At 72.8% G+C, this 19,314-nt stretch carries 12 protein-coding genes; 10 read left to right on the forward strand and 2 right to left on the reverse strand.

Annotated elements, in window-relative coordinates; translation table 11 throughout:
* The first annotated feature begins 159 nt into the window (after positions 1-159).
* The 9 genes from ACFPK1_RS32240 (at position 160) to ACFPK1_RS32280 (ending at position 16,238) form a co-directional block, all read left to right on the forward strand.
* On the forward strand, positions 160-2,028 hold the full coding sequence (locus ACFPK1_RS32240; protein WP_378025017.1) for a metallophosphoesterase family protein: 1,869 nt from the start codon (positions 160-162) through the stop codon (positions 2,026-2,028).
* The gene (locus ACFPK1_RS32245) at positions 2,025-5,387 is read left to right on the forward strand and encodes a DUF6603 domain-containing protein (RefSeq protein WP_378025018.1); all 3,363 of its coding nucleotides are present in this window, start codon (positions 2,025-2,027) and stop codon (positions 5,385-5,387) included. The genes ACFPK1_RS32240 and ACFPK1_RS32245 overlap by 4 nt, the downstream gene beginning before the upstream one ends.
* Entirely contained in the window at positions 5,387-7,999 is a 2,613-nt protein-coding gene (locus tag ACFPK1_RS32250; protein ID WP_378025019.1) for a hypothetical protein, read from the forward strand. The genes ACFPK1_RS32245 and ACFPK1_RS32250 overlap by 1 nt, the downstream gene beginning before the upstream one ends.
* Positions 8,000-8,049: 50 nt before the next feature.
* Positions 8,050-11,850 carry a hypothetical protein gene (locus ACFPK1_RS32255; protein WP_378025020.1) on the forward strand — a complete coding sequence of 1,267 codons (3,801 nt, stop codon included), beginning with the start codon at positions 8,050-8,052 and terminating at the stop codon, positions 11,848-11,850.
* Between the two features lie 10 nt (positions 11,851-11,860).
* The gene (locus tag ACFPK1_RS32260; protein WP_378025021.1) at positions 11,861-13,375 is read left to right on the forward strand and encodes a hypothetical protein; all 1,515 of its coding nucleotides are present in this window, start codon (positions 11,861-11,863) and stop codon (positions 13,373-13,375) included.
* A gap of 98 nt (positions 13,376-13,473) precedes the next feature.
* Positions 13,474-14,178 carry a hypothetical protein gene (locus tag ACFPK1_RS32265; protein WP_378025022.1) on the forward strand — a complete coding sequence of 235 codons (705 nt, stop codon included), beginning with the start codon at positions 13,474-13,476 and terminating at the stop codon, positions 14,176-14,178.
* A gap of 401 nt (positions 14,179-14,579) precedes the next feature.
* Positions 14,580-14,987, forward strand: a complete 408-nt coding sequence (locus ACFPK1_RS32270; RefSeq protein WP_378025023.1) for a transposase family protein — start codon at positions 14,580-14,582, stop codon at positions 14,985-14,987.
* Positions 14,988-15,161: 174 nt separating this feature from the next.
* Entirely contained in the window at positions 15,162-15,713 is a 552-nt protein-coding gene (locus ACFPK1_RS32275) for a transposase (protein WP_378025029.1), read from the forward strand.
* Positions 15,714-16,031: 318 nt separating this feature from the next.
* Positions 16,032-16,238, forward strand: coding sequence for a hypothetical protein (locus tag ACFPK1_RS32280; RefSeq protein WP_378025024.1), 207 nt, complete (start codon positions 16,032-16,034; stop codon positions 16,236-16,238).
* A 324-nt stretch (positions 16,239-16,562) separates the two neighbouring features.
* Here the strand turns inward: ACFPK1_RS32280 and ACFPK1_RS32285 are convergent, their stop codons facing one another.
* Complete coding sequence (locus tag ACFPK1_RS32285; RefSeq protein WP_378025025.1) at positions 16,563-17,120, reverse strand: hypothetical protein; 558 nt, start codon at positions 17,118-17,120, stop codon at positions 16,563-16,565.
* Positions 17,121-17,621: 501 nt separating this feature from the next.
* Between ACFPK1_RS32285 and ACFPK1_RS32290 the strand changes: the two genes are divergently transcribed.
* Positions 17,622-17,765, forward strand: coding sequence for a DNA ligase-like domain-containing protein (locus ACFPK1_RS32290; RefSeq protein WP_378025026.1), 144 nt, complete (start codon positions 17,622-17,624; stop codon positions 17,763-17,765).
* A gap of 613 nt (positions 17,766-18,378) precedes the next feature.
* On the opposite strand, the gene ACFPK1_RS32295 is transcribed toward ACFPK1_RS32290, so the two are convergent.
* A complete protein-coding gene (locus ACFPK1_RS32295; protein ID WP_378025027.1) occupies positions 18,379-18,834 on the reverse strand; it encodes a hypothetical protein in 456 nt (151 codons plus the stop codon).
* Between the last annotated feature and the right edge of the window lie 480 nt (positions 18,835-19,314).

Here is a 19,314-nt window from a genome sequence, read left to right on the forward strand (position 1 = left end):
CTGGCGGTCCTGACGTGCGATGCCCCGGGAGGCTCTTTCGTGCCCGGAGGGCTCTACGAGTACCGCGTGTCGTCCCCTGCGCCGGGGTGGACACCGCCGACGTGGAGCGAGCTCGCGGTCGGGACCGAACGGCCGGCCTTTCCCGGACCGCCGGAAGACGTGACCGACCTCGTCGTGCTGCACACCTCGTGTCGCAAGGCCCACGGCGGCGGGCGCGACTCGCTGGAGACCGCGGGAGCGGTGATCGGCGAGCGTGTCGCCGCCGGGGCGTCGAACGCCCGCCCGCACCTGCTCGTGCTGTCAGGGGACCAGATCTACGCCGACGAGGTGGCGGCACCGCTCGCTCCGCGGGTGCGGCGGATCGCCGGTGACCTGGTCGGTATCGACGAGTCCGACGTGTTCCCCCCGGTGTCGGCCGCAGGGCGCCAGGGCCCGACGGAGGGGTTCGGGCTCACGTCCAGCGCGGCGAGCGACCACCTGTGGTCGCTGGGGGAGTACCTCGCGACGTACCTGCTGTACTGGTCCGACGCGCTGTGGCCGGCTGCTCCGCCGCCCTGGTCGCAGGCGGTCGGCGAAGTCGACCCCGCGGCGGGACTGAACGAGACCACCTGGGACGACCTGGTCGCGCGCGTGACGACGTTCCGCGCCGGCCTCCCCACCGCACGCCGGGTCCTCGCCACCGTCCCGTCGTTGATGATCGCCGACGACCATGAGGTGACCGACGACTGGAACCTCGACCACGGGTGGGCCCGGGCTGTCTACTCCGACGCCGCGGGCAGCCGGCTCGTGTTCAACGGCCTGCTCGCGTACGCGCTGTGCCAGCACTGGGGCAACGTCCCCGAGCGCTTCGTCACCGGCGGTAGCCCGGAGGCTGACGTCCTCGCCATGGCGTCCTTCACCGGCGCGAGCCCCGATACGCCGGCGCTGCGCGGGCAGCTCGGGATGCCGGCCACGCCCTTCCCCGACCCACCGACGGTCCTGCGCGACCCGGGCGCGGGAGTGGCGTACGACGTGCGGCTCGACGCCACCGACGGCTGGCCGGTCCGGGTGATCGGGCTCGACGAGCGCACCGTGCGCGAGTTCCCCGACGCCGACGGGCAGGCCGCCCGGATCTCTCTGGACGGCTTGGCCGCGATGCTGCCGGAGCCCGCCGGCCCCGCGCCCGGCGCCACGGTGGTGATCGCCCCCTCGCCGGTCCTCGGAACCCACGTGATCGAGCACGTCCTGCAGCCCGCGGTGAATCTGCTGCCGGGGGGCTCGGTCTACGCCGATTTCGAGTCCTGGCCCGCCGCCCCGGCCCAGCACCAGGAACTGCTCCGCCGCGTCGCCGCCCAGGGGCCGACGGTGATCCTCTCCGGCGACGTGCACTACAGCGGGACGGCGGGACTCGAGTACGTGCGGGGCCCCGTGACGACGACGGCGGCGCAGGTCACGAGCAGCGCCGCGAAGAACGCCGACACGAAGACGATGATGCTGCACCTGTTCGGCGACCTGGCCATGCGCCTGGGCATCGAGCGCACGCGCACGGTCGACGGCTACACCGCACTCTCCGCTGCGCAGCAGGCGGCGCTGGTGTCGCCGCCACCGGCGGGCAGCGAGCTCCCTTACGACGACATGGTCGACGTGCTGCTCGGGCGGGTAGCGCGCGCGGCGCAGGAAACGCCGGCGCTGATCTCCCACGAGGTCGCGGTGGTCTACGGACTGGGCACGCCCGACTGGACCTACGAGGTGGAGCCGGTGGACGACGAACGCATGCCCGCGCCCGGTGCGCTGCTCGACGCCATGACCGCGGCCCCGGATCCGTGGCCCGGCTGGGACCCGGCCAAGTCGTCCTCGTTGGTGCGGGCGCTGCGCGCGTCGGACCTGCACCGGATCGGGCGCATGTTCGTGGGGCTGCCCCAGATCTCGATCCTCACCTTCACCAGCGGCCCGCTCACCCTGCAGCACGAGCTCGTCTGTCCCGCTGGCGAGGATCCCGCCGGGACCGGGCGGCACGACGCCCGCACCGCGGTGGTGCTGGCGCCGTGACCAGGCCCGTTTCGCTCGTCGAGCAGCTCACCGCCGTGGTCGTCGACTCCGTGACCGCCGCCCTCGACGGGTCCACGGCGATGCTCCCGGCACTCGACGCCCCAGACGCCGGGGGCGCCCGGGCGGCGCTGGGGGAGCTCACCGACGCGGCGGCGGACCTCGCGGCGGCGCCCCCGGACGCCCTCGAGGGGGCGGCCCGCGCGTGGTGGCAACGCCTCGACCAGGTGTCCGCCCGCGCCTTCGGCGGACCCGCCGCGTTCGACGCGCTGGTCGTACGCCTGCTCGACGAGCGGTTCCCGCGGACCGCGGCTTACCTCAGCCTCGGTGGCGTGATCGTCCGTAGCCCGGACGGCGAGCACACCCTCGATCGTGAGCGCCTGGCTGAGCTGATCGACGACCCCGCCCTCGCCGTCGACGAGGACGCCTGGGACGCGGTGCTCGCCGACCTGGGATCGTCCGTCAGCGGGCGGGTCGTCGCCGTGCTGGTCGCCCTGCTGTTGCTGGCCCCACAGACCATCCTCGCGTTGACCCGGGGCGATCTGCGCGTCTCGGGACTGCCGGTCCCGCCCACCGATGCCCCTGGCCCGTGGCGGACCCTGCGCGAGAAGAGTGGCGGGTGGGTGTCGATCACCGTCCCGAGCGGCGATCCCGCCGCCCCGTCGCCCCGCCCCGCCGGCATCTTCGACTTGGTCGCCGATCTCGAGCCCGACCTGTCGGCCACGGTGGCGATCCGTTCCCAGCGACGCGCGAGCGGTGCGGGGACGGTGACCGACTTCGAGATGTGGCTGGCGCTGGCGGTCGCCCGCGACCGCTGGGAGCTCGACCTCGGTGACGGGTGGTACCTGCGCGTCGAGCCCGGCCTCACCGTGGGGTTCGGCCATGACGGCGGGTGGCACGGCGCCTTCCGCCAGTTCCTCGTGGCCGGCGACCCGGAGCCGCCCGGGCCCGACGACCCGGTGACGGTCTCGTTCGGCCGCGAGCGCAGCGACGGCGCCCCGGACGTGCTGGTGGGGCCGCCCTACGACACGCGGATCGTGGTTGGCGACCTCGGCGCGTACCTGAAGGTCCGGGAGCAGACCCCCGTGGTCGAGCTGGGGGTGCTCCTGCACGACGCGGCGCTGGTGCTCACGAACCGGTGGTGGCGCACGTTCGGTATCACCGCCGAGCTCCTGCGCGACGGCATCCGCCTCGACGTCGACCTCGACCTGGCCTACGTGCAGGGCACCGGCCTCGTCCTGGGGCTCGGTGCGGGGCTGGACGTGACCTTCCACGTGGACAAGGAGTTCTTCGCCGACGGGCTCGTCAGCCCGAAACTGCACAGCGTGCGGCTGGTCATTCCGGTCCGGGCCACCGCCGACACGTTCGACGTCCGCGCCGAGGTGCGCTTCCACGCGTCGGTGCGCATCGGGCCCGCGGTGCTCGTCGTGGACGGACTGGGCGGCTGGGCCGGGTGGTGGACCGAGGACGGGGAGAGGCGCCACGTGGGTTTCCTGCCGCCCACCGGCGCCGGCTTCGAGATTCGGACCGGGCCGTTCACCGGCGGCGGCTTCCTCGACTTCACCGGCGGGCCCAACGAGCGGTTCGGCGGCGTGCTGCACATCGGCGTGAAGGCGTTCGACATCGTCGCCTTCGGCCTGCACGAGCTGACCGGGCGGCCCGGCGACGCGGCCCGGCGCTCCTCGTTCGTCGCCGTCCTCGGTGTGCGGTTCTTGCCGGGCATCCAGGTGGGGTTCGGCATCGCCATCACCGGATTCGGCGGCATCATCGGGATCCACCGACGCGCGGACACCGACGCGCTGCGGGAGCGGCTCACGTCGGGGGCGGCGGGCAACCTGCTGTTCGCCGAAGACCCGATCCGCAACGCGCCGGCGTTGCTGGGTGACCTCACGGCGCTCTTCCCCGCCGCCGACGGCGTGACCGTCGTCGGCCTCACGATCCAGCTGTCGTGGCTACGGGTCGCGGGCGCGGCGCTGCTCTCGGTCGACCTCGGACTCCTCTTCGAGTTCCCCGGGCCCAGCAAGATCGTCATCCTCGGCTCGGCGCGTGCCTGCCTGCCCCCGATCAAGGGTGTGCCCCACCTGCTGGAGATGCGGCTCGACGTCGTCGGGTTCGTCGACCTCGTCCGCCGCTCGGTGGAGTTCGACGCCACCCTGATCAAGTCCAAGGCGCTCTACGTCTTCCACCTGACCGGCGACGCGGCGTTCCGGCTGCAGTGGGGCACGCCGAGCTACATGGCGCTGACCCTGGGCGGCTTCCACCCGGATTACGACCCGGAACCGGGAATCTTCCCCGCGCTCACCCGTGTGGCCCTGACAGTGGACAACCCCTTCCCGGGAGTGTTCCTGCGAATCGAGGCCTACCTCGCGGTCACGTCGAACACCTTGCAGTTCGGCGGCCGCGCCGAGGTCGGCTACAAGAAGGGGCCGCTCAACATCGTCGGCTTCCTCGGCCTCGACGCCCTGATCCAGTTCGACCCGTTCGCGTTCGAGGTGGCCGTCTCGGCGGGCGTGCGGCTGCGGTGGAACGAGACGACGCTCGCCGGCGTCCGGCTGGAGGGCGTCATCCGCGGCCCGGGGCCGTTCGAGATCATCGGCCGGGCCTGCTTCGAGATCCTGTGGTTCGACATCTGCAAGACCGCGGAGATCCGCCTCGGACCGACCGCCGGAGGTGGTCCGGCCCCGCCGGTCGCCAGCGTCGTCCAGGCCCTGCGCGCCGAGCTGACGGCGGCGTCCAACCTGACGGCGGTCGGTGCCGAGGACCGCCACGTCGTCGTGTCACCGCGCCCGGCCACCGGTCCGCGTCCGCTGGTGTCCCCGGTGGGCACGCTGCAGTGGGCCCAGCGGCGTGTGCCGCTGCGCCTGGTGCTCGACCGGCTGGAGGGGGCACCGCTCCCGCGCCGGCAGTCCGTGGCGCTGACCGGCGACGCCACGCAGGGGCCGGTGCACGACTGGGTCAGCCCGGGGTCGTACCGGGACCTGCCGGATGCGGAGGCCCTCGCCGCGCCCGCCTTCGAGCGTTGCGAGGTCGGCGCCACCGTCGGGTTCGGCGTCCGCACCGGTGCGGCGCGCAGCCGCGAGGTGACCGTCACCGAGATCCGCCTCCCGCGACCGCCGCGCGTCGGTCTGCCCGCCCTGCGGTTCCTCGGCCTGACCCTGGAGGGCCTCGTCGCCCGGACCGCCGCCGCGCAAGTCCGCGACACCGTCGCCCGCATCCGGGTCCGGGACCCGCGCGCCGTCGTCCGCGGTCCGGACGGGTCCGTCCTCGACGACGAGCGGACCGTCAGCGACGCGTTCGCCCGGGCGCGTGGCCGCGGCGTGCCGGTCCGCGAACGCGACCTCGTCGACCTGGAGAACTTCTGATGGCCGAGACCCTCGACTTCCACGGCTGGACCCGCTCGGGGGTCTTCGACCTGGCCGCCGGCGCGGCGGTCACCGACGGTCGGCTCACCGGCGGGGTGACGCTGACCCTCCGCGACGAGCTCGCGCCGTCCGACGCCGCCAGCGAGGTCGCGCGGTTCGACATCATCGCGCCCGGCGACGTGTCGGGTCTGCGCCCCGGCGCGGTCGCGCGGGTCCACCCGTCGGCCGGGGCGCCGGACGCGGAGCGAGAGAAGGCCGCCTACGTCGAGCTCGCCGCCGAGGACCTCCCGTGGCGCTACAGCACCTTCCTCGCCGCCGGGCCGGCGCTGCGCCCCTGGCTGGTTCTGGTCGTCGCCCGCGCGGGGACCACGGAGGCCGAGCTCAACGCGGGCGGGCAGGTGACGCTGGCCGGCGACGCCCTGACCACCCACGACCTGAACGCCTCAGCGCGCTGGGCCCACGTGCAGGCCGACCCCTCCAGGCCGCACGCACCCCGCCTCGCGCGGCTGCTCTCCCCGCGGGTCCTCGCGCCCACGACGGCCTACCTCGCCGTGCTGGTGCCCGCCATCACGGCAACGGGAGCACCGGCCTGGACGCCGGGGACCGCGAGCGTGACCCTGCCCGCCTACCACCACTGGGAGTTCGCCACCGCGGACGCGGGGGACTTCCCGACCCTGGCAGGACGGCTGGCCCCGGCGAGCGGAGGGGACCTGGGCCGCGCCCCGCTGACCTACGGCCCGCTCGAGGTCGGCGGGCTGTCGGCCCGGGGCGCCCTCATGCCCGTCGGCGTCCCCGACACGCCCGTGCCCCCGGCGGTGACGGCGGACGTGGCCGCCCTGACCGCCCCGGTCCTCGACCCGCGTCGCCCCGCTGTGACCCTGCCCGACTACGGCGCCGCGTGGGTGGCGAGCCCGGTCGACACGACGTGGGGCGCCGTGTTCCACGCCGACCCCCGCCACCGGGGAGTCGCCGGTCTGGGGCTGATGGTGGGCATCGCCGAGCAGGAGCACCTCGCCGACGCCGCCGCCGAGCAGGCCGGCGCGCTCGCCGCCGCGGCCCAGCGGATACGCCAGCTCGTCGCCGGCCTGGGGGCGGCGCAGGCGGTGTGGCGCCGGCGCCTCCCGACCGACGCCCTGCGCCGACTCGCGGTGTTCGGGCCCGCGCTGCGACGCATGATGACCACCACCGGCAGCGTCCGCGACCGCATCACCGAGCAGGGGCGCCCCCTGCCAGCGGCCCTCTTCTCGAGCGCGGCCCGCCGCGTCCTGCGCCCCGGCACCGTACGCGGGCGGCGGCTCGCGCGGGGAGCGGCCGACCCGGCCGCGGTGATCAAGGCAGGCAACGTCTGCCGCCCGCTCCCGGACCGGGTCGTCGACGGCCTCCCGCACGCGGACGCGCTCGCGGAGGCGACCGGGACGAGGCCCCTCGACGAGCTCATCACCGAAGCGGTCGGCACCGGGTCCGCCCCGTTCCCGGACCTGCCCCGGCTGGTCGACGCGTTCGACCGCAGCGGCTACTCGCCGAACACCCTCGAACTGTTCGACGGGATCATGCATGTCTGGGTGGAGATGGCCGCGGAGGGCGGCGACGTGCCGGTGCACGACCTGCTCACCGTGCTCGACCCGGAGCGCAGGCACACCGACGAGGAGCTGCGGCCCCTGCTGATCGCGCTGCGCGGTGCCGAGCCCGAGCGGCCCGTCGAGGGCGGCGAGGACGTCGTCACCGTGCCGCCGGAGCGCGCGTGCCGGCCGGTCGACCTCGACACGGTCGCCGAAACCGTCGCCGACGCCGTCGACCCGACCGTGGAGCGGCCCTCCGTCGTGGACCAGGTCCTCGACCTGATCGACGGGCTCGAGGAACCCGTGCTCGCGCCCCCCGAACTGTGCCCGGACCTCGACATCCCGGCCTGGGCGATGCTGCGCGACCACGCGCCGGACTGGTTGGTGCCCGGCGGGCTGACGATGCCCGAGGACCGGGTCGTGGCCTTGTCGACCAACCCAGAGTTCGTCGACGCCTTCCTGCTCGGCCTCAACACCCAGACGATCGGGGAGCTGCGGTTCCGCAACATCCCCGTCCGGACCGGGTGCACCCCGCTGCGCCAGTTCTGGTCCCGGGCCGACCCGTCGACCGGCACGTACGCCGACGACATCCGCGGGATCCACACCTGGCCCGCGGACTCCGCACTGGGCTCGATCACGCACCAGACACCCCAAGCGGCCAGCGCGGACCTGGTGGTCGTCTTCCGCTCCCCGTTGTTCCGCCGCTACCCCCGCACCCTCGTCCACCTCACCCCGGCTCCGCCCGACGGCGACGGGGACCCGGATTGGGAGGCCGATCCCGACCTCGCGGTGCGCCTCGAACCGACGTTCCAGGGCACGCTCACCCCCGAGATCACCTTCTTCGGTTTCGATCTCGAGCCCGCGCTCGCCGCGCGCCACTGGGTGGTGCTCGAAGAGCCGCCCCACGGTGTCCAGTTCTTCAGCGAGGAACGTCCCGAGTGGGACGCGACGCGCAGGAACGACTTCCGCACCGGCGCCGACGGCGGCACCTTCGCCGCCGCGGCGTTCGCCGAGCCCTTCCGCGTGCTGCTGCGCGGTTCCGCCCTCCTCTGACCCTGCTCCGGCCCCTGCTCCGACCCGACGACCCGGAACGAGGAAGCGCGATGACGGCCTCGATCGGTGTGCTGTTGCCCCTGCGGCTCGAGACCAGATTCGTCGAGCCGCCGGCCCCGGCCGGGAGCTGGACGCTGCGCGTCCGCGTCGTGCCGGACGCGGCGTCGCTGGACCGGCACCAGCCACTGGCGACGACCGGCGAGCTGGACGCGGTGGAGGCGATGTGGCGGGCAACCGGGGGCGATCTGTCGAGGGACGACGCTGCGTCGCCGTGGCGAGAGTTCGCCGCACGGGTCGGCGCGGGCCGCGCGGCGTGGCTGGTCCGGACGTTCCCTCCCGTCCAGGAGCCCGGGGGCGACATCGGGATCGAGCGTCCGGGCGAGACCCGGGAGGGGCTCGACACCGGCCGCGTCGTCGGGCTGCCCGCAACGCTGGAGCTGTGGATGGGCCGCGGGGGCGCACCGCCGCAGCGCGCCGCCGAGCTGTCGGTCGACGCGAGTGGTCTCTCGCTGGAGTTCGCCGACCCGGGCTCCGGCGAGGATCGCTGGTGGACCTCGTTCGCGGAGGCGCGCCGCGTCGGGTTGGGCACCGAGCTCGATCTCGGGCCGGCGTTCCCCGACGACATCGACGTGCTCTACGTGATCGGGCTCGGCACGGCGTCGCCCGGGACGGTGCTCGGCGCGCACCGTGACGCCGGCGTCCTGGGGATCCCGGCCCTCGGCGCGCCCACCAACGCCGTCGACGGCGAGCCTGCCGCGGAGCTCGCCCCGGACGTGGACACCTGGCGGCGGCTCGTCGCCGGAGAGCTGCCGGCGCCCCGGGCCGAAGCGCTCGGTCTCGCGCTGTGCGGCGACCCGTCCGCCGTCCTCGGAACGCCGGAGGCCGAGACCGAACCGCCCGGCGCCGACACGACCCTCGTCGCCGCCCTGTGGCCGGTGCTGTGGGGGCACGCGCTCGGCGACGTGTGGGGGCTCCACGAGCACGTGCACGATCTCGGGTCCTGGGCACGGGCGAACCTCGCCCCGGAGGGTCCGCTGCCGCCCGTCCGCGTCGGTGACCAGCCCTACGGCGTGCTTCCGGTGACCGCGCTGCGGCGGTGGGTGCCGGACGCCGGCGATCCTCCGGTCGAGGCGAGGCTGATCCCGACCCTGGGCACCCTCCGGGGGCACTGGGTACAGGCCGCCGAGAAGGTCGGCACGGTCGTGGGCGCCGACACCGAGGCGCTCCTCGAGGCGATCGGCGCCACCCCGTCCTCGGACGGATATGCCTGGCGGTGGCTCCTGCCGCTGCGGCTGCTCCACGAGTGGGGCTGGGCGTACGGCTCCGGCAGTCCGTGGACGATGGTGAACCGGTGGTGGGAGGACACCGCCCGTGCGGTGCTCGCCCTCGGCGCGACGCCGAACCGGGCCTACGCCACGCTCGGCTACCCGGTCGACCTTGCGCTGCCGCTCGTCCAGCCGGACAACGTCGACCATCCGATCGGCGAGCTGCTGAACCGGCTGCTGGAGTTCCCCCCGGACCAGCTCGCCGACGAACGCATGCTGGACGAGTGGTTCAGGCCGTGGCCCGACAGCCTGCTCTTCCGGCTGCTCGTGCACGCGGTGCTGATCAGCACCGCCGAAGTAGCGCGCGCCGCCGACCGCGACACCGGGCCGCTGCTCGACCCGGTGGTCGCCCACGACGCCGAGCCCCTGCTCGCCGTGTGGAACGCCCGGTTCGACGAGGGGCAGGTGGCCGGCGACGCCGTCGGCGAACAGTGGAAGGCGACAGTCGAGGCGATCGCCCGCCTCCGCGGCGAAGCACCGACGGCTCTCGAACGCGCCCTGCGCGCCGTGCTCGACACCGCGAGCCACCGGGTCGACCCCTGGGTGACCGGGGCGGCGTGGCGCCGGCTGCGTGAACAGGCGCCGACGGCACAGTTCGGCCTCGGGGCCTACGGCTGGGTCGACGCGCCCCGCCCGCGCGGTGCCGACGGACCACCGCAGGAGTTCCTGCACGCCCCGTCGGACGCCCAGGCGCTGACCGCCGCAGTGCTCCGCGACCGCGCCCTGTTCGACGCCGAACCCGGACGGTGGGCGATCGACATGACCTCGGGCGGGATCCGAGGCGCGGCCGGGCTCGCTGCCGAGGTCCGTCTCGGTGCGCACCCGGCCGAGGCACTGGGCCGTGTCGTCGAACAGGCGGTGGCGTCGAGGGGAGACGTCGATCGGCTCCGGGAGCGGTTCCCCGTCCGTGACGAGCACGCGGGACGTCGAGTGTGTGACGGCCAGGCCTTGCTCGCAGCGTACCGATCCGACCCGGGTTCGCTGGGCCTCTCCGCGGCGCAGCTCGAAGCCCTCGCGCCGTGGTCGGAGGCGCACGACACCTACGGCGACCTCCTCCTGGCCGACGGGGTGCACGACGTCGTGTCTGGTCGGACCGCGCTCGCGGGGGCATCGATGGAGGCCGCTGCCGGGCTCGCCTCGCCACCGGCGCTGGACGTGCTCCGGACACCGCGGGGCGGCCGGACGCTCGGCACCACGGTCGTGATCGCGCTGCCCGCGGGCGAGCCGGTGTCCGGCGAGCCCGCGGCGTCGCCGGGCTCGCTCGGGGAGCCGGCCGTCGCCGCCCACCTCGAGGGGATCGACGCCCCGGACGGCCCCGCGTGGGTCTGGGAGGTGCTCGACGCCGCCGGGGACGTCGCTGGCCGGGTCACGCTCGCCGACCTCGGGCTCGGGCCGGTGGACACCCTCTCGCTCTCGCCGGCGGACCTGGCCGACGCCGTGCTGGACGCCGGTCTCGTCGATGGAGGCGTCGCTGTGGATCCCCTCGTGCGCGAGGCCGGCCCACCAGCGCACGCACGGGCCCGGGCGGCATCGGACGTGCTCGGCACCCGGCCCGTGGTACCGGCCGATCTCACCGTTGACGGGGTCTCACCGGACGCCGCCCCATCGGACGACGCCGTGCACGCTGAGCTGCTCGCGCGCTACGCGACGGTGCACGCCGCCGGCACCGCGCTCGCCGGGCGCCTGGCCGCGGCGGCCGGGGCCGGGACCGAGGACGAGCAGCGGACGGCGCTGCGGGACGCCCTGCGCTGGGGCGTCACTCCTCTGCGGGCCGACGAGCCCCCGCGGGCGACGCGGGTGGCGCGCGCCGCTGCCGCTGTCGCCGAGCGCCTGAGCCGATCCCCGAACCCGTCCGACGCCGCCACCCAGGCGGTCGAGACCCTCGCCCGTGCGCTCGCCGAGCTCGTCTCGCCGGAGGGACGGCTCCCGGTGCTCTCGCGGATGGAGCCGGTCGACCTGCCGGTCACCTTCGTCCCCGAGCCGCCGCTCATCGGGGACAGCCTTGACCCGGACTGGCTCGAGGTCGTCGCGGCCGTGCGCCCGCCGCTCGCGCGCCTGGAGGCGCAGCAGCTCGACCGCGCGCTGCGCGACGCCGGACCGTTCGCGTCCTGGTCGACCTTCCCCGGCGATCCGTGGCAGCTCAGCGCCGGCGCCGGCGACCCGGTCCCGGCCTCGCCCCGGCTGTTCGCGGCGTTCGGCCCGGCGGGCGCGATGAACGGGGGAGCGGTGGCCCTGGGTCTGCTCGACAGCTGGGCGGAGACGGTGCCCGCGACCGAGCACACCAGCACCGTCGCGTTGCACGTCGACGCACCGGGGGCGAAGGCCCCCCAGGCGATCCTCGTCGCGGTGCCGCCGGACCTCGGCACGCCGCTCGACACCGAGACGCTCGTGGCCATCGTCGCCGAGACCCGCGAACTCGCCCACGCCCGCGCGGCCCGTCCGGCCGACGTCGACCTCTACGCCAGTGGCCTGCCGCTCGCCCTCCTGCCCGCTCGTCCCGCCGGCGTCGACCTCGACCGGACCTAGGAGGCCGAGGATGCCCTACCGCTACGACCTGGTGCGTCGGCTCGAGCCAGCCCGACCCGCCGGTGACCTCGACCGGGGCTTCCGGGCCGAGATCGCCGACCCCGCGTGGTTCCTCGCCGTCCAATGGAGGATGGGCGAGCACGCGGGGGAGGACGCCGCGTCCCCGGTCGGGGTCACGATCGCCGCGTCGGCCACCCCCCTCGACCCGCTCGGAGGCGATCCCGCGCTCGACCCCCAGGTGGTCCCCGCGGAGATCCTGGTGGAAGCCGAGGCGGGCGACTGGTGGACGCCTGGACGCCGCGTGCGCATCGGGCTGTCCGTCGGCGCGGCGCACCCCCTGCCCGACGATCCGTCGCTGCTGCTGGAGGGCCTGCCCCCGCCGTACGACGGCCTGCGCGGCCTCGACGGCCGCACGTTGTACGAGCGACGCGATGAGCTCGGTCTGCCGGAGTCGGCGTTCGCCGGGGTGCCGACGTCGGAACCCCCGGACTGTTGGGATCCGGCGGAACTGGTGCACACGGCCCGCTTCACCGCGGGCGGCTCCGAGCTGGACCTCCCGCGTCACGACGGAGGCGACGTCGACTGGTACGCCGTGTCGGCCACCCGTCCGGTCGTCCCTCCCGCACCCCCCGAGGAGCTGGAGCTCACCCCGGCACGACTGCGCTATCCCGGCGCCCCGCACCCGCGGTGGTGGCAGATCGAGAACGCCCGCGTCGACGTCGGCGGGTTCCCGCCCGACCGCAGCCACCTGGCAACGATGTTGTTGATCGACCTCGTCGTGTCCCACGCCGACAACTGGTTCACCGTGCCGGTCCCGGGCCGGGTCGGCACCGTGTCGACGCTGCACGAGGTCGTGGTCCGCAACGCGTTCGACGAGAAGATCACGCTCGGCACCCCGGCCACCTGGGGGCTCTTCCACGTCGACGGGCTGGACCCCACGTCGCTGGTCGTCTGGCCGACCACGACCACGCCGCTCTGCGGCCCGGTCGAGGACGACGTCCTGCTCGGCGTCGACGAGGACGCCAACGTGCTCTGGGCGATCGAACGCCGCGTCGCCGGACGCGACCTCGCTCCACCGGACCCGCCCGTCGCCCCCGCGCCGCCTGTCCCCGACGGCGAGCTGCGGGCGGACCTGCCCGCGACCTACCGGTACCGGCCAGGGACGCCCGCACCCCGCTACTGGCATCCCTACGTCGTCGCGGACGATCCCGCCGCTCCGCGCCGCTTCGTGCAGGGAACCCTGCTCGACCTCGAGCAGCGGCCGCCGGTGCCGCTGCCCGAACCGCGCACGCCCCTGCTGCGCAACCCTGCGGCGGGACCGGCCGACCCCGTGCACCACCTCGAGCCGGCCACGGTGCCGACCACGGGGCTGCACCTGGAGCGCCGCTGGATGCTCGGGCGCGCCGCCGACGGGAGGCCGCAACTGTGGCGCCAGCGCCGCCGGCTGCCCAACCTCGCGCTACCGGCGTCCGGGCTGCGGTTCGACGTCCTCGAGGAGACCCCCGCGGTGTCCCCTCCCCGGTGAGCGCCGGGACGAGCCACCGCAGGAGCCCGGATCGCCGGGCCGGCGTGACAGGAGGAGCCGTGCCGAGCTCTCGGACGAGGATGCCCGCACGACCGCTCGTGCTCCTGCTCGCCGGAGCGCTCGTCCTCCTCGTCGTCTGTGTCGCCCTGCTGGTGCTGAGCCGAGCACCCGGGTCCGTCGTGGCGCTCGAGGTGTCGAAGGTCCTGATGTCGCTCATCGTCGCCATCATCGTGACGGGCTACATCACGTCGACCCTGAACAGGCAGGCTCAACGTCGCAGCGAACGGATCGCCAGGCTGGGCGCGCTGTCGTCGGCACTCCAGGAGCTCAAGGGCGCCTACGAGCAGATGTCGGTCGCGAGGACCATGCTCCGGGCCGATCTCAGCGGCCGCGCGTTCGAGGAACAGCTACCGGCGATCCTCGACTGCCGATCTCGCCTCCAACGAATCGAACGCGACCGGGTCGTCGCACTCGACGCACTGACCGGCGAGCACGGGCCCATCTCCGACATGGTCGCGTTCACCCGAGGAGTCAAGAACGTCTACATCGCGAACCACGCCCTGATCCGCCGCAGCTCACTGCTCGACGAACGGCGACGCAAGCGCGTGGTGGACGGGGAGGAGGCGCCGGACTCACCGGCGGCCTCCGCGCTGGACCCGGGTCAGCTCGTGGACGCCGAGTTCCTCCAGGTCCTCACCGCCCCGAGGCCCGTGTGGCGCGGGAAGACGTTCTACCTGGGTTACGTCAGCGCAAAGAACATCCTCGAGGGCGAGATCCTGGAGATCCGGGAACGTCTCGGCTAGGGGGGAAGGGTCCCCGCCGACGGTCGTGGTCGATTCGTCCTGCCAGACCACCAGCCCGGGTGCGGTGCCCGAGTCACGTCACGGCCTCCGCGTCCGTGCGCCGTCGCGCACCGAGACGGTGGCCCGCACGCGGCCAGTGTCGTGGGGGTCCTCGATGCTGATGCGGTAAAGGACGTCGTCGCCGCAGAGAGGTACACGTCGGGTCCGTTCGAGCGCGCAGGCGGCGGCGCTGCGCTCGATGGCCCAGCCCTTCACGACGCCGCTCGGGTCGAGGACGCGCCCGCCGTCAGGGCGGCGGCGGTGGGCGGAGAACGCCGCTGATGGCCCGTCGGCGGCGTCGTCGGCGGGGTCACTCTTCGTGGTGCATGGTCACTTCGGAGGGAGGCCCCAGGTGGGAACGAATGCTACTGGCGCGCGCGATCTGGGGCGGTGTCCTCGGGCTCGACGGGTTCCGGCTGGTCGCGGCCGACGAGCACGACGGCGAGCTTGAGCCGACGGTGGAGGCCAAGAACGACGCGCTCGGCTGTTCCGGTTGCGGCGCGGCCGCCACCGCGCACGTACGCCGACCGGTGCGGGTGCGCGACCTGCCCGTGGCCGGCCGACCGACGACGCTGATCTGGATCAAGCGGCTCTGGCGGTGCCGCCACCGGCGTCGCGAGACCCGCACCTGGTCGGAGACCAGCGGCGAGATCGCCGCCCGGGCCTCGGTGAGCACCCGCGCCCCCGGGGAGGCGTGCCGCCGGGTCGGGCAGGTCGGCGAGTCGGTCGCGCTGTCGCGACCGACCTGGGGCTGGGCTGGGGGATGGTGATGCCGCCGTGGCCAGGCACGGCAGCCCGCTGGTCGACGACCCGGCCCGACTCGAGGGTGTGGCCGCGCTCGGGGTCGACGAGACGGCCTACCTGGCCGACACCGCCAGCCATGGCACCGAGTTCGCCACCGGGCTGATCGACCTCACCGCCCGAGCGGGTCACCGGCGCGGCTGCTGGACATCGTGCCTGGTCGCAGCGGAGTCGTGCTCTCGGCGTGGCTGCGCGAGCGCGACCTGGGCTGGCGTGGCGGGGTGCACGTGGCCGCGCGGGACCCGTTCCGCGGGTACGCCTCGGCGCTGCGCGCCCAGCTGCCGCACGCGCTGCGGGTGCTCGACGCGTTCCACGTCGTGCGGTGCGGGTTCGACGCGGTCGACCAGGTCCGCCGCCGGGTCCAGCAGGAGACACTCGGGCACCGCGGCCACGACCACCACAGCAACACCTCGTGGGCCTGGCTGCTGGCCGGGCTCGCCGTCGGTGACCCCGACGGGGAGGTCGCCGCCGCGTGGATCGCCGCCCATGAGCTGCGGCTGCTCTACCGCCACCACACCCCGCCAGCGCCGCGGCGGCGTTCTGCCGGGCTGGCGTTCTGCGCCGACTCCGAGGTCCCCGAACTGCACCGCCTGGCCCGCAGCCTGGACTCCTGGCGCGAGGAACTGCTTGCCCGCTTCACCGTCGCCCGCGTGTTCAAGAGACCGACCGGGGCGGTCAACCCTGCTGATCAATAAGATCAAGCGGGTCGGGTCGACGTTGTCACTCAAAACTTCACCCGATGGCAGAACGGCCTCAACGATGTACCGCCCGGCAGGCAGGGAGAACTCGGCGGGTGGCACATTCCAGCCGAGCGTGTTTGACTCGTCGAGGGAAGATCGCGATCGCACGGCACCGGAGTCGGGAGGCGACAGCCAAGGCGGTACAGACGCGGACTTCGACGTCTTCGACGAGCTCCGGCGGGTCCTGCGGCCCGGGGGCCGCGTCGTCGTCCTGGACACCGACTGGGATTCCGTGGTCTGGCACGCCGACGACCGGGACCTACCCGGCGGGTCATGGCGGTCTGGGAGGAGCACCTGGTCGACCCGCGCCAACCCCGCGTGCTGCCTGGGCTTCTGGAGCGAGCCGGGTTCCGCGTCGTCGACCGGCAGTTGATCTCGCTGTTCAACCCCAACTACGAGGAAGACTCCTACAGCGCCGGCACCACGATGTCATCGGCGACTTCGTCACCGGTCGGCAGGGGCTCACTGCTCACGACGTAGAGCGACGGGCCCTCGACCTGCGGTCGCGCGGTACCGACTACCTACCCAGCGTCAACCGCTATTGCTTCGTCGCCGTGACTCCCGACGGAGCGGACGATGCTCGGGACCGGACCGGCCCCGCTCGAGCCGCAACGCCCTCCTAGTATTGAGGGGAGGCCCGCAGTTCTATGCACCCGCTGGCCGACCACGGCTCCGATAACCGGCTTCTATGCCACTTGCGCCCGCCGGCGGCCGTTCAGAGATAGCCAAGCACGGCGGCGGGCGTGCTGCGAAGGGTCGGTTTGGTGGTCGTCCAGAATAGTTTGTATACGGTGCCGGCCCAGTTCATCGACGGTGCACCAGAGCGACAAAGCCGAGTGGCCGGTGCGGGCGCTTGATCAGCGTGTCGCTGTTCCGCGCGGGAGTGGCTGGGAGCCCAAGGGCTTCGGCGACGACGCGGGACGGAGACCACCCGCCGCTGCTCCAGCCCTGCGCGATCACAACGGTTGGCTCAAGGATGTCGATGGTGCGTCGTAGGTGGGTCGCGCAGCGCTGATACATCGTTGGGGTTCCTTGACCCTTGGCGCTGGCGCCGGGGATGTGTGAGCACAGGGTCGCATTTACGAGCGCAGACCGGTCGAACACATGGACGCCGCCGAGGATGTCATCAGCGTCAGGATCGGACCCGAGCAGGACCTTGATCGCCGCCGCAGTTCCCTCCATATGCGGCGTTCGGGGAAAGGGTCGTGCGGTCTCCGGTTTGGCCGATGCGACCTGGGCAGAGCGGGAGTCCATCGTGACGTGCTCGTGGCCGCGCCCGGTCTGCTTGCCCACGACCAGGATGCGCAGACCTTGCTGATCGTCAGCCTCGTAGTGGCTACCGACGTGCGAGAGCTGGCCCACAGCTACCTCGCCGCGCCCACGGGTCGACATACGACAAGCCTCGGCGGACCGACACCAGACGACGCCCGTCGTCGACCGCGTGCCGGGCATACCGCTCCAGTTGAACGCGAGCCGCGTCCTTGGTAGGTGTGCTCGAGGGCGGGGGCAACGGTTGCATCCTGTGTCCGTTCTCGACGTGGGGACCGGCCTCTCCGCGTGCTCATATCTCCGCCCAGGGATGCCGGAGCAAATGGGTGACCGAGTCAGCGTAGATCAGAGGGCTACGTTCATCTGACATGGCTCGAGGGGGTCGGTCAGCGTGCCAGACCAAGAGCAATGAGCGGTCGGTGACGTCGCGGACGCATCGCTGGAGGCGATGGGCTAATGACCCCCAGGACTGTCACGCGTCGGCGGCCGGAGGGGTGGCGGCGGTGTTAGCCGCGGTGCCGCGGGCGACGGTGGGAGCTCGAGCGTCGGGCCCGGCTCGAGCGGCTCGGCCTCGACGGGCACCGGGGACTCGTGGTGTCCCCGGTGCTGGAGGGACTCGACGCGCAGACCGCGCTCGAGGTGGCCGAGAGCCACGGCATGGAGGGCATCGTCGTCAAGCGCCGCGACGCGCCCTACCGCCCGTGCCGGTCGCACGCCTGGGTCAAGACGCCGCTGTGACGCTGATCAGCTGCCGCATCGGGCGATCGCCCGCACTGCGCTGATCTGGCCTGCGGGTATGACCACATCTACGCCGCGGGTCCGAAGCGCTATGGAGGTGGCCGTGACGGAGAGGCGGTTGCCGCGTGCTGGACGCCGACCGACGCCCGCCCTCGCCAGAATCCCACGGTCCACGAGAGCGGTCTCTTGCACGCCGCTGGCGGGTAACGACGTCCCGAAGTAACGCTGGGGGCGACTGCACCGTGACGTTGATCGGCGGCACCTGGATGAGCACACCAACCTGTCGCTCTCGTACTGCGGCGCGGGCCGGCGAGCCCTACCGAAGTAGCGATGCGTGTCGAGCGGCCGGGCATGCTCACTCCGGCTACTGGGCCGGAGGCAGCAGGTGGGCGGCAGCGAAGCCGCTCGGTTCGTCGCCACCGCGGTGTCTACCAGGGGGTGCAGCCCGGCCATCGCAGCTCGACGCGATGTGGTTACCACATCGACTCAGCGCAGGCCCTGACGATCAAACACCTGTGCAATGGTGCCCGCGTCAAGAAGGCGCTCGTGTCGAGTGAACGACCCCTTGGCATGTCACCTTCGACGTTGCCTAGGTCGATGCCACGACCGATGGTCAGGACGCTATAGCTGAGACTATAGAAGCGATGGCACCAAGAATTGTCGTGATGCTAGCGAAGGTCGCCGCGTCGGAGGAAATTCTTCCTTGACGGACTGCATCGCCGACGACCATGCCGGCAATAAGAAACAACGCACCCCCGAGGCCAAATCGCACAAACCACGTTGCAGCTGGGTAGGCCGCCGCTGTCGGATAGAAGAGTAGAGAGAAGAGCACTAGTGCTAGCCAGGTCAATACACCTATAGCGGCACCGATGGTGATGAATTGAGCGCGTGACCGCCCCGACAACATCAAGCCCAATGCGTAACCGAATGCCAGAGCGGCAACGAAGAACAGAAGAACCTGACCAAGTTCAGATGGAATTTGAACAAGGATCACCGGCGTAAGAACGAGAAAAGCGATTGTCCAGGCGGCAGCCTTACCCGCTTGGGGCTTCTCGGTGGGCTGTGACATCGGTTCTCTCCGCATCTAACGGACAGCGACGACCTGCGGGAGATCTGAATTCCAACCCGCGTGCTCCTCTAAAGCCTCCATCCGCCGTGTAGGAGATGATGCGGAGGTATTGCAACTCCAGGCCATGTCGGCGAACAGCCTTCACCCGTACGGCGGTATATTGATACCGTATCAGACCAATATTCGTTCAGGCAGCTGGAACTAATAGCCGACAGGTGCCGCCCGCTCGGAGTACAGTTGTTGAGCTGGCTGCGCGCCTCAACGTGCTGCATGGGACGTTCCCTTAGTGGCTGGGCGCCGGCTGATCTAGGTGTCATGGACACACAAAGTCGTAGGAGGGTCACTTCAGGTGACTAGTGCGTTGACCACGAAGGTTCGCCGGGCTCGCGACACGCCTCGTAGGTGCAACGCTGTGAGGGAGCAAGATCTCATTCTCGGGCCCGACTGCAGGTCGGGACCGGGAGTGGAGCGCGATGGCCG

Source organism: Actinomycetospora rhizophila (assembly GCF_042657905.1).
In the GTDB taxonomy this organism is placed as follows: domain Bacteria; phylum Actinomycetota; class Actinomycetes; order Mycobacteriales; family Pseudonocardiaceae; genus Actinomycetospora; species Actinomycetospora rhizophila.